The sequence below is a fragment of the Nonomuraea sp. NPDC001636 genome, assembly GCF_040298265.1.
Lineage (GTDB): Bacteria > Actinomycetota > Actinomycetes > Streptosporangiales > Streptosporangiaceae > Nonomuraea.
On sequence record NZ_JBEOZT010000037.1, the window covers coordinates 1 to 10,975 of the forward strand.

Annotated in this window: 12 protein-coding genes; 1 reads left to right on the forward strand and 11 read right to left on the reverse strand. The window is 71.1% G+C overall.

From position 1 onward, the window contains the following. Positions 1–91: 91 nt before the first annotated feature. From ABT158_RS44485 to ABT158_RS44510, 6 genes are all read right to left on the reverse strand, one after another. Positions 92–697, reverse strand: a complete 606-nt coding sequence (locus tag ABT158_RS44485) for a response regulator transcription factor (protein WP_352364364.1) — start codon at positions 695–697, stop codon at positions 92–94. Then, a complete protein-coding gene (locus ABT158_RS44490; protein ID WP_352364366.1) occupies positions 694–1,827 on the reverse strand; it encodes a sensor histidine kinase in 1,134 nt (377 codons plus the stop codon). Before ABT158_RS44490 ends, ABT158_RS44485 begins: the two co-directional genes overlap by 4 nt. Next, complete coding sequence (locus ABT158_RS44495; protein WP_352364368.1) at positions 1,824–2,558, reverse strand: ABC transporter permease; 735 nt, start codon at positions 2,556–2,558, stop codon at positions 1,824–1,826. The genes ABT158_RS44490 and ABT158_RS44495 overlap by 4 nt, the downstream gene beginning before the upstream one ends. Further along, entirely contained in the window at positions 2,558–3,442 is an 885-nt protein-coding gene (locus tag ABT158_RS44500; RefSeq protein ID WP_352325526.1) for an ABC transporter ATP-binding protein, read from the reverse strand. The genes ABT158_RS44495 and ABT158_RS44500 overlap by 1 nt, the downstream gene beginning before the upstream one ends. A gap of 70 nt (positions 3,443–3,512) precedes the next feature. Next, a complete protein-coding gene (gene hisG / locus ABT158_RS44505; RefSeq protein WP_352325534.1) occupies positions 3,513–4,358 on the reverse strand; it encodes an ATP phosphoribosyltransferase in 846 nt (281 codons plus the stop codon). 59 nt (positions 4,359–4,417) lie between these two features. Then, positions 4,418–4,681, reverse strand: coding sequence for a phosphoribosyl-ATP diphosphatase (locus tag ABT158_RS44510; RefSeq protein WP_189652386.1), 264 nt, complete (start codon positions 4,679–4,681; stop codon positions 4,418–4,420). Between the two features lie 150 nt (positions 4,682–4,831). Here ABT158_RS44510 and ABT158_RS44515 point away from each other — a divergent pair, with 150 nt between their 5' ends. Beyond that, a complete protein-coding gene (locus tag ABT158_RS44515) occupies positions 4,832–5,854 on the forward strand; it encodes an aminotransferase class V-fold PLP-dependent enzyme (protein ID WP_352364371.1) in 1,023 nt (340 codons plus the stop codon). 74 nt (positions 5,855–5,928) lie between these two features. Here the strand turns inward: ABT158_RS44515 and ABT158_RS44520 are convergent, their stop codons facing one another. The 5 genes from ABT158_RS44520 to sufC form a co-directional block, all read right to left on the reverse strand. Further along, positions 5,929–7,869, reverse strand: a complete 1,941-nt coding sequence (locus ABT158_RS44520) for a DEAD/DEAH box helicase (RefSeq protein ID WP_352364373.1) — start codon at positions 7,867–7,869, stop codon at positions 5,929–5,931. 308 nt (positions 7,870–8,177) lie between these two features. Further along, a complete protein-coding gene (locus tag ABT158_RS44525; RefSeq protein WP_352325530.1) occupies positions 8,178–8,537 on the reverse strand; it encodes a metal-sulfur cluster assembly factor in 360 nt (119 codons plus the stop codon). Continuing rightward, positions 8,534–8,971, reverse strand: coding sequence for a Fe-S cluster assembly sulfur transfer protein SufU (gene sufU, locus ABT158_RS44530; RefSeq protein WP_352325531.1), 438 nt, complete (start codon positions 8,969–8,971; stop codon positions 8,534–8,536). Before sufU ends, ABT158_RS44525 begins: the two co-directional genes overlap by 4 nt. Before the next feature lie 2 nt (positions 8,972–8,973). After that, positions 8,974–10,230 (reverse strand): cysteine desulfurase, encoded by a 1,257-nt coding sequence (locus tag ABT158_RS44535; RefSeq protein WP_352364375.1) that lies wholly within the window; start codon positions 10,228–10,230, stop codon positions 8,974–8,976. Further along, on the reverse strand, positions 10,227–10,973 hold the full coding sequence (gene sufC, locus ABT158_RS44540) for a Fe-S cluster assembly ATPase SufC (RefSeq protein ID WP_352325533.1): 747 nt from the start codon (positions 10,971–10,973) through the stop codon (positions 10,227–10,229). Before sufC ends, ABT158_RS44535 begins: the two co-directional genes overlap by 4 nt. Positions 10,974–10,975: the final 2 nt, after the last annotated feature.

Sequence of the window (10,975 nt, forward strand, 5' to 3'; positions counted from 1 at the left end):
TTCGTTCTTCTTGGTCGTTGAACCAACTACCGGAGACCTCTTCGTTCAACGATCACCGACACGCCTCACACGCGATCTTTCGAAACACGGCCTAGACCCAGCCCTGCGCCTTGGCCCGCCGCACCGCCTCGATGCGGTTGCGCGCGTGCGTCTTCTGGATGGCCGAGGACAGGTAGTTGCGCACCGTGCCCTCCGACAGGTGCAGGCGGACGGCGATGTCCCCGATGGTGGAGCCGTCGGCGGCGGCGGCCAGCACGTCGCGCTCGCGCGCCGACAGCGGGTTCGGCCCCGCGCTCAGCGCCGCCGCGGCCAGCCCCGGGTCGATGACCCGCTCCCCCGCCTGCACCCGGCGGATGGCCGCCGCGAGATCCTTGGCCGGGCTGTCCTTGACCAGGAACGCCACCGCCCCGGCCTCCATCGCGGTGCGCAGGTAGCCGGGCCGCCCGAACGTGGTCAGGATCATCACCCGGCAGCCCGGCACCCGGGCGGCGATCTCGGCGGCGGCGGTCAGGCCGTCCTTGCCGGGCATCTCGATGTCCAGCAGCGCGATGTCGGGGGTCGCGGCGACCGCGACGGCGACGGCCTCGTCCCCGTCGGCCGCCTCGCCGACCACCTCGATGTCGGGCTCCAGGCCGAGCAGCGAGGCCAGCGCGCCGCGGATCATGCCCTGGTCCTCGGCCAGCATCACCCGGATCACGCGGCCGTCCCCACCCTGACCGGCACGAGCACCCGCAGCCGGAATCCGCCCTTGGGCGCGCCGCCCGCCTCCATGGTGCCGCCCGCGCCCGTCACCCGTTCGCGCAGGCCGCTGAGCCCGCTGCCGGTGCCCTGCGGCTCGCCGCCGCGTCCGTCGTCCATGATCTCAAGGGTGGCGTGTTCGCCGTCGTACGTCACCTGGATCTCGCAACGGGCGGCCCGCGCGTGCCGTACGACGTTGGTGACGCCCTCGCGCACCGCCCAGCCGAACAGCCCGTCGAGCAGGTCGGGCAGCGGCGTGCCGGACACCCGCACCTCGGCCCGCACGCCCGCCGCCCGCAGCACCGTCCGGGCGCCGTCGATCTCCTCCGACAGGCTGCGCTGCCGGTAGCCGGTGACCGCCTCGCGCACCTCCACCAGCGCCTGCCTGGCCACGGACTCGATGTCGGCGATCTCCTGCCGCACCTGCGGCGACTCCTCGGCCAGCCGCCCGGCCAGCTCGCTCTTGAGCACGATCAGCGACAGGCTGTGGCCGAGCAGGTCGTGCAGGTCGCGGGCGATGCGCAGGCGCTCCTCCGTGGCCGCCAGCCTGGCCACCTCGCCCTGCGCCTCGTGCAGCCTCAGCGTCAGCACCCGGCTGTTGCGGATGCTGATGAACAGCACGCCCAGCGTGACGACCTGCAGCCCCAGGACGACGACGCCGGCGAACTCGTCGCCGGTCAGCACCCCGGCCGCCACCACCACCGCCAGGTTCACGCCCACCCCGCCCAGCGCCCAGGCGGGCGGGAGGGTGAACCCGTAGAGCACGACCGTGTAGACCGGCAGCGTGAGCCAGGCGCCGCCGAAGGCGAACGCGCTGACCACCGCGATCACCGCGGTCACGCCGAGCAGGGGGAAGGTGGCGCGCGAGCGCTCGTGGAAGCTCTTGGCGCTGATCACCGTGCCGGCGAAGCAGCCGATGAACGCGACCAGCGCCACGGCCCCCCAGATCGCCCGGGCGCCCGTGACGCCGCCCGCGACGATCTCGGCGATCGGGAAGACGAGGTAGACCATGCCGACGGACATCCCGAGCAACCGCCGCCTGGGCGACGGCCGCTCGTCACCGAAGTGCAGCTTGTCGGCGAAACTCATGCCCGAACAGTAGCCCGGCGGTAGAGGTAGGCGGCAGCCCCGCCCAGGACGACCGCCCATCCGCCGACCACCAGCACGTCGGTCAGCGCGACGCCGTGCCCGGCGACGATGCTCCAGCCGAGGCTCGCGTAGTGGTAGGAGGGCATGATGTCGGCCACGGTCCGCATGGTGTCGCCGAACACCTCGGGCGGGAACCACAGGCCGCCCGCGATGGCCAGGACGAACATGCAGATCATCGCGGCCGGCTGCGCGGCGTCGGCCGTCAGCAGCGACCCGATCGCCAGGCCCAGCGCGATGAACGGGATCGTCCCCAGCCACATGGCCAGCAGCAGCGGCACCCACCGGCCGACCGGCATCGACACGCCCTGCTGGACGATCCCGACGACGGCCACCAGCAGCAGCGAGGGCAGCACGAGCAGCATGGCGGTGCCGAGCTTGGTGGCGATGATCATCCAGTTGGGCAGCGGGGTGATCTGGAGCTGGCGCAGCCAGCCGGACTGCCGTTCGGTCGCCCACGGCACCGCCGAGCTCATCATCGACGAGGCCAGCGCCCCGTAGGCGGCCATGGAGACCATCAGCACGACGCTGTAACTCACCCCGGCGCCGTCGGTCTGCTTGCCGTAGATGTTGGCGTTGATCAGGTACAGCACGACCGGGAAGATGACCACGAAGATGATGTAGCGCCGGTTGCGCAGCATGCGCATCGCCTCGGTCTTGGCGTAGAACAGCATCAGGACTCCCTGGTGAGCGCGAGGAAGGCGTCTTCGAGGTCGGCGCCGGTGAGCTGGAGGCCCCTGACGTCGAGCTCGGTGCCCCGGAACAGGGCGGCCACGGTCGCGTCGGGGTCGGAGGTGTGCAGCGTGGCGGTGCCGGCGGCGACCTCGACGGCGGTGACGCCGGGCAGCCGGTCGAGCCCGGCCGCGGGCTGGTCGCCCAGCGTGAAGCGGACGACCTGGCCGCCCACGCCCGCCTTGATCTCGGCGGCGGTGCCGTCGGCGGCCAGCCGGCCGCGGGCGATGACGATCACCCGGTCGGAGTGCTCGTCGGCCTCCTCCAGGTAGTGGGTGGCGAACAGCACGGTCCTGCCGCCGGCGGCGTAGTCGTGCATGCTGGCCCAGAACCGCAGCCTGGACTCCACGTCCATGGCCGCGGTCGGCTCGTCGAGCAGCAGGATCTTCGGCGCGCCGGCGATGGCCAGGGCGAACCTGACGCGCTGCGTCTGGCCGCCGGACAGCTTGTTCGCGCGCCTCTTGACCAGGTCCGACAGGTCGGCCAGCTTGAGGATCTCGGCCAGCGGCAGCGGGTCGGGATAGAGCCGGCGGACGACCTCGATGAGCTCCTTGACCGACAGCTCGGGGATGAGGGCGCCGTTCTGCAGCATCGCGCCCAGCTCGCCGGAGCGCACCGCGTGGTCGGGCGTGCGGCCGTGGATGGTGATCGTGCCGCTGGTGGGGCGGAGCAGGCCGAGCAGCATGTTGATCGAGGTGGACTTGCCCGCGCCGTTGGGGCCGAGCAGGGCCACGGTCTTGCCAGGCTCGATGGCGAGCGAGAGGTCGTCGACGGCAAGCACGTCCCCGTAGCGCTTGCTGACCTGGTCGAACACGATGGCGTTCATGTCAGCAAACGCTACGGGCGCGGCTTTTCCCCCGTTAGTGTGATCCTTCCGGGGTTGACGGTGACATTTGTCAGAGGCGGCAGGCGTAGATGTCGGTGACCAGGATGGCCCGCGCGCCGATGTCCCAGAGCTGGTCCATCACCTGCTGGTGGCCCTTGCGCCGGACCATGGCCCGGACGGCGACCCAGCCCTCGCGGTGGAGCGGCGAGACCGTGGGCCCCTCCATGCCGGGCGTGAGGGCGATGGCCTCCTCGATGCGCTCGGCGCGGATGTCGTAGTCCATCATGACGAAGTCGCGGGCGTGCACGACGCCCTGCAGGCGGCGGACGAGCTGGCCCATGCCCGGCGTCTCCGGCGCGCTCTGCCGCTTGATCAGCACGCCCTCCGAGCGCATGATCGGCTCGCCGAACACCTCCAGGCCGACGTTGCGCAGCGTGGTGCCGGTCTCCACGACGTCGGCGACCGCGTCGGCCACGCCGAGCCGGATCGCGGTCTCGACGGCGCCGTCGAGCTTGATCACGCGGGCGTCGACGCCCTGGTCGGACAGGTACTTGTCGAGCAGCCCCGCGTAGGAGGTGGCGATGCGCTGCCCGTCGAGGTCTTTGACCGACGACATCGTGCCCGCCTTGGCGGCCAGGCGGAAGGTGGAGCCGCCGAAGCCGAGCGGCATGATCTCCTCGACCGGCGCGCCGGAGTCGATCAGCATGTCGCGGCCGGTGATGCCGAGGTCGAGGGTGCCCTCCCCGACGTAGACGGCGATGTCGCGGGGACGCAGGAAGAACAGCTCGCAGCCGTTGTCCTCGTCGACGACGACGAGCTCCTTGCTGTCCCTGCGGGACCGGTAGCCGGCCTCCTTGAGCATGTTCTGGGCGGCTTCGCTGAGCGCGCCCTTGTTCGGTACGGCCAGACGCAGCATGTTCGGGTCTTCTTCCTCACTCATGGTCGACGGGACTCCGGAAGCGGGCGCGGGGCGCCCTAGAGATGCTTGTACACCTCGTCGAGCCCGATGCCCTTGGCGATCATGAGCACCTGCACGTGGTAGAGGAGCTGGGAGATCTCCTCCGCCGCCCTGTCGTTCGACTCGTGCTCGGCGGCCATCCAGCTCTCGGCGGCCTCCTCGACGACCTTCTTGCCGATGGCATGCACGCCGGCGTCGAGCGCGGCCACGGTGCCCGAGCCCGCGGGCCTGGTACGCGCCTTGTCTGACAGCTCGGCGAACAGCTCTTCGAAGGTCTTCATGGTCTCTCTCGTCGGTCGGTTGGCGTGCCTGACAAGCCTAGTCTGCGCGCGACGGTGACGCCGCCCGGAGTCCGCCACGCGAGACGGCCGCTTCCTGCCCGTCGTCCGGCCGCCGCTTGGTCTCCGGAGGGCCGTTCTAGGCTGGTGGTCATGGACATCGCGACCGTGGGCAAGCTCTGGGACGCCGATCCCGGCTGGCTCAACACCCCTTCGTACGGCCTTCCGCCCCGCCCGGCCTTCGAGGAGCTGCAGGCCGTGCTCACCGAGTGGCGGCACGGCAGCGGCGACTGGGCGCCCTGGGACGCCTCGGTCGGCCGGTCCCGCAGGGCCTTCGCCCACCTGGTCGGCGCCGAGCCGGCCGACGTGACGGTCGGCTCGACGGTGTCGCAGATCATGTCCACGGTGGCGACCGCGCTGCCGCCGGGGGCGCGGGTGCTGGTGCCGGAGATCGAGTTCACCAGCAACCTGTTCCCGTGGGCGGTGGCGGCCGAGGTCGAGACCGTGCCCGCCGAGCGCCTGGCCGACGCCGTCACGAGCCGGACCGACGCCGTCGCCTTCAGCCTCGTGCAGTCGGCCACCGGCTACGTGACGCCGCTGCACGACGTCGTCGCCGCCGCCCGCGCCCACGACGCGCTGGTCATCGCCGACGGCTCCCAGGCGTGCGGGTGGCTGCCGGTGTCGGTGGCCGACGGGATCGACGTGCTGGCGTGCGCGGCGTACAAGTGGCTCATGGCGCCGCGCGGGGCCGCGTTCGGGTACCTGTCGCCCCGGGTGCGCTCCCTGATGCGCCCGCTGGCGGCCAACTGGTACGCCGGCGACGATCCGGGCGGCTCCTACTACGGGCCGCCGCTGCGGCTGGCCTCCGACGCCCGCGCCTTCGACCTGTCGCCGGCCTGGTTCTGCTACGTCGGCGCGGCGCCCGCGCTCGAACTGCTCAACGAGATCGGCGCCCAGCGCGTCCACGAGCACAACGTCGGGCTGGCCAACCGGTTCAGGGCCGGGCTGGGGCTGGAACCGTCCGACTCGGCGATCGTGTCGGTGGAGGCGCCGGGCGAGCGGCTGGCCGCGGCCGGCATCCGCGCCGCGGTGCGCGCCGGCCGGGTCCGCGCGGGCTTCCACGTCTACAACACCACCGACGACGTCGACCGCGCTCTCGACGTCCTGACCTCGTAACACGCCCGGGAACGACGAAGCCCGCCGCCCTCCCCCGCGGGAGGTGCGACGGGCTGTCGTTCGTTCAGCCGGCGTCAGCGCTCGAAGCGGCGGCCGCCGTTGTTGCGGCGGAACCCGCCGTTGCCGCGCTCCTCGGAACGGAAGCCGCCGCCGGGGCGGAAGCCGTCGCGGGGGGCGCGCTCGTCGGAGCGGGCGGGCCGGTCACGGTCGCCCGAGAACGGGCGGCCACGGTCGGCGCCGAAGCGGCCGCGGTCGTCGGCGCGGAAACCGCCGCCGCCACGCTGGCCGTCACGGAACCCGCCGCCACGCGGCGCCTCGGACCGGTAGCCGCGGTCGTCCTGGCGGAACGCCGGGCGGTCGTCGGAACGGAAACCGCCACGGTCGTCCTGACGGGCGGGACGGTCGTCGGAACGGAAACCGCCACGGTCCGCGGAACGGAAACCACCGCGGTCGTCCTGACGGGCGGGACGGTCGTCGGAGCGGAAACCGCCGCGCGGCCGGTCGCCACCCCTGCGGTCGTCGCCGAACGTGCGCGGCTCGGCCGGACGCTGCCCGCCGCCGAACGGCCGCTCGCCCTCGGCGTGCCGGCGCGGACGACGGTCCTCACCGGACTCCTCGTGACGGCGCGGACGACGGTCGTCGCCGCCGGCGAAGGTGCCGTCCTCGTGCCGGCGCGGACGGCGCTCGCCGTCGAACTCGCGGCGCGGACGACGCCCGCCCCGGCGCTCGGCGCCGCCGTGACCGCCCTCACGGCGCGGGCGCAGCGGCTTGCGGACGTCGGGCTCCCACACGGGGATGGCCTCGCCGCTCGGCGTCCTGGCCCCGGCCACCTCGGCCAGCCGGGGGTGCCCCGGGGTGGCCTTGAGCCGGAACGGGTGGATGCCGGCGCGCCTGGTCAGGGCGTCGGTCGAGCGGCGCTCGTTGGGCAGCACCAGGGTGACGACGGTGCCCTTCTCGCCCGCGCGGGCGGTACGGCCGCCGCGGTGCAGGTAGCTCTTGTGGTCCTGCGGCGGGTCGACGTGCAGCACCAGGCTGATGTTGTCGACGTGGATGCCGCGGGCCGCGACGTCGGTGCAGACCAGCACGTTGATCGAGCCCTCGCGGAACTCGGCCAGGATGCGGGTGCGCTGGTTCTGGCGCTTGCCGCCGTGCAGGCCGCCGGCCTTGATGCCGACCCGGGCCAGCTGCTTGCACAGCCGGTCGACGCCGTGCTGGGTGCGGACGAAGATGATCGTACGGCCCTCGCGGTTGGCGATCTCGGCCGTGACGTCGAACTTGTCGTCGCGCGTGACCTGCATCACGTGGTGCTCCATGGTGTCGACCGGCGAGGTCGCCGGGGCCACGGAGTGGGTGATCGGGTCCTTGAGGAAGCGGCGCACCAGCTTGTCGACGTCGCCGTCGAGGGTGGCCGAGAACAGCAGGCGCTGCCCGTCGGTCGGGGTCTGGGCCAGCAGCTCGGTGACGACGGGGAAGAAGCCGAGGTCGCACATGTGGTCGGCCTCGTCGAGGACGGAGACCTCGACCTGCGCCAGCGAGCACTCGCCCTGCCGGATCAGGTCGCCCAGGCGGCCCGGGGTGGCGATCACGATGTCGACGCCGCGGCGCAGTGCCTCGATCTGCTTGCCCATGGACATGCCGCCCACGACGACCTTCATCCGCAGCCCGAGGCCGCGGCCGAGCGGTTCGAGCGCGTCGTGCACCTGAAGGGCCAGCTCACGGGTGGGCACAAGGATCATCGCGCGCGGGTGGCCGGCGGCGGGCCGCACCCCCGCGATGCGAGCCATGGTCGGCAAACCGAAGGCCAGGGTCTTGCCCGAGCCGGTCTGGCCACGGCCCAGGACGTCATGGCCGGCGAGCACATCCGGGATCGTCGCAGTCTGGATGGGGAACGGGCTGTCGATGCCCTGCTTGGCCAGGCCGGTGATGAGCGGCTTGGGAAGGCCGAGCAGTTCGAACTCCGACGGGCCCGTCTCGGGGGCGGTCTCGTCGAACGCGGGCATGACAGCGTCAAGCATGGTCACGAAATTCGTGCCTTTCAGTCGAAGTGGCGCGTCACTTCTGCGAAAGGACGAGCCGGGACATACGGCCTAATGCCGTACACGTTGCGTTACGCCCGCCGTCGAGGCGGGACTTCCCAGGGGGGATACACCGGGGCACCGGCCGCAGGCGGCGCGATGACGCGAGATGAGGCGTCTGGTGTATACCTGGTGCCAACGCCGGGGATGTTATCGGATATTCCCTGGACGGGTACGGACCTTCCGAAACCCTTCCTTGGCACACTGAAACGGCTGACGCCCAACGCCAGCCGTTACAGCTAGAAAGATCAGACGTTGAAGCCTAGCATACGGAGCTGCTCACGCCCTTCGTCGGTGATTTTGTCCGGGCCCCACGGCGGCAGCCAGACCCAGTTGATCTTCACGTCGGAGACCATGCCCTCCAGGGCGGAGTGGGCCTGGTCCTCGATGACGTCGGTCAGCGGGCAGGCCGCGCTGGTCAGCGTCATGTCGATGGTGGCCACGGGCTGACCGGCGTCGGACGGGTCGAGGTTGAGTCCGTAGATCAGCCCCAGGTCGACGACGTTGATGCCGAGCTCGGGGTCGACGACGTCTTTGAGCGCCTCCATGACCTCCTCGACGGTGGTGTCACCGTCGAAGCCGGTCGGAGTCTCCACGGGCTTGCTCATTGGGCACTCCTCACCACAGCGTCCTTGTAGGCCATCCACGACAGCAGCGCGCACTTGACGCGTGCCGGGAACTTGGCCACGCCCGCGAACGCCACCGCGTCCCCGAGCACCTCCTCGTCGGCCTCGACCTGCCCCCGGCCCTGCATGAGCCGGGTGAACTCGTCGACCACCGACAGCGACTCCTCGACCGTCGAGCCGGTGGCCAGCTCGTGCAGCACGGAGGCGGCCGCCTGGCTGATCGAGCAGCCCTGGCCGTCGTAGGAGACGTCCTCGATCTTACCGGCGTCGCCCACCCTGACCCGCAGCGTGATCTCGTCGCCGCACGTCGGGTTCACGTGGTGAACCTCGGCGTCGTACGGCTCGCGCAGCCCCCGCCCCTGCGGGTGCTTGTAGTGTTCCAGGATCAGCTCCTGGTACATCGACTCGCCGATCATGGCTATGCGAACACCTTCTGAACGTGATGGAGGCCGCGCACCAGGGCGTCGATCTCGCCCGTGGTGTTGTACAGGTAGAACGACGCCCGCGTGGTCGCCGGTATTCCGAACCGCAGGTGCAGCGGGCGCGCGCAGTGGTGCCCGACGCGGACGGCGACCCCGAACTGGTCGTCCAGGATCTGCCCCACATCGTGGGGGTGTATGCCTTCCAGCGTGAACGACAGCGTGCTGCCACGCTGGTCGAGGGAGTCGGGCCCGATCAGCCGCAGCGACGGCACCTCGCGCAGGGCGTCGAGGGCGTAGGCCGTCAGCGAGCGCTCGTGCGCCTCGATGGCGTCCATGCCGACCGCGGTGAGGTAGTCGACCGCCGCGCCCAGGCCGATGGCCTCGACGATGGGCGGCGTGCCGGCCTCGAACTTGTGCGGGATCGGCGCGTACGTCGAGCGGTCCATCCAGACCGCCTCGATCATCTCGCCGCCGCCCAGGAACGGCGGCATGGCCTCCAGCAGCTCGGTACGGCCCCACAGCACGCCGATGCCCGAAGGGCCGACCATCTTGTGACCGGTGAAGGCCACGAAGTCGGCGCCCAGCGCGGCCATGTCCACCGGGTGGTGCGGCACGGACTGCGAGGCGTCGAGCATGATCAGCGCGCCGACTTCGTGCGCCCGCGCGGCCACCGCGGTGACCGGGTTGACCGTGCCGAGCACGTTCGACTGGTGGGCGATCGAGACGATCTTCGTACGCTCGGTGACGACGGCCGGGTCGAAGTCGAGCCGCCCGTCGTCGGTGACGCCGAACCACTTCAGCGTGGCGCCGGTGCGCTGCGCGAGCATCTGCCACGGCACGATGTTGGAGTGGTGCTCCATCTCGGAGATGACGATCTCGTCGCCGGGGCCGAGGGTGAAGCGCGGGTCGGTGCCCGCGGGGTTGCCGAAGGAGTAGGCCACGAGGTTGAGGGCCTCGGAGGCGTTCTTGGTGAAGATCACCTCGTCGCGCGAGCCCGCCCCGACGAACGCCGCCACCTTGTCGCGCGCGCTCTCGTACGCCTCGGTCGACTCCGCGCCGAGCACGTGCATGGCCCGCCCGACGTTGCTGTAGTGCAGCGCCAGGTGGTCGCGCATGGTGTCGATGACCTGGTTGGGCTTCTGCGAGGAGTTGCCCGAGTCGAGGTAGACGAGCGGGCGCCCGTCGGGCAGCTCGCGGGAGAAGACCGGGAAATCCTTCCTGATCTTCTCCACGTCCAAGCTGGTGGAAGTCATGCAGATGCCTTCGTGTACTGCTCGTAGCCCTCGGCCTCGAGCTTGTCGGCCAGCTCCGGCCCGCCCTCCTCGACGATCCGGCCGCCGGCGAAGACGTGCACGAAGTCGGGCTTCACGTAGCGCAGGATGCGGGTGTAGTGGGTGATCAGCAGCACGCCGGTCTCACCCGTGGAGCGGAAGCGGTTGATGCCCTCGGAGACCACCCGCAGCGCGTCGACGTCGAGGCCGGAGTCGGTCTCGTCGAGCACGGCGATCTTCGGCTTGAGCAGCTCCAGCTGGAGGATCTCGTGGCGCTTCTTCTCGCCGCCGGAGAAGCCCTCGTTGAGGTTGCGCTGGGCGAAGGCGGCGTCGATGGACAGCGCGTCCATGCCGGCCTTGAGGTCCTTGGCGAACTCGCGCAGCTTGGGCGCCTCGCCGCGGACCGAGGTGACGGCCGAGCGCAGGAAGTTCGACACCGACACGCCGGGGACCTCGACCGGGTACTGCATGGCGAGGAACAGGCCGGCGCGGGCGCGCTCGTCGACCGACAGCTCCAGCAGGTCGACGCCGTCGAGCAGCACCTGGCCGCCGGTGATCGTGTACTTGGGGTGACCGGCGATCGCGTAGGCGAGGGTGGACTTGCCCGAGCCGTTGGGGCCCATGATGGCGTGCGTCTCGCCGGACTTCACCGTCAGGTTGACGCCGCGCAGGATTTCCTTGTCCTCGACGGCGACCTTGAGGTCACGGATCTCTAGGGTGGACACGT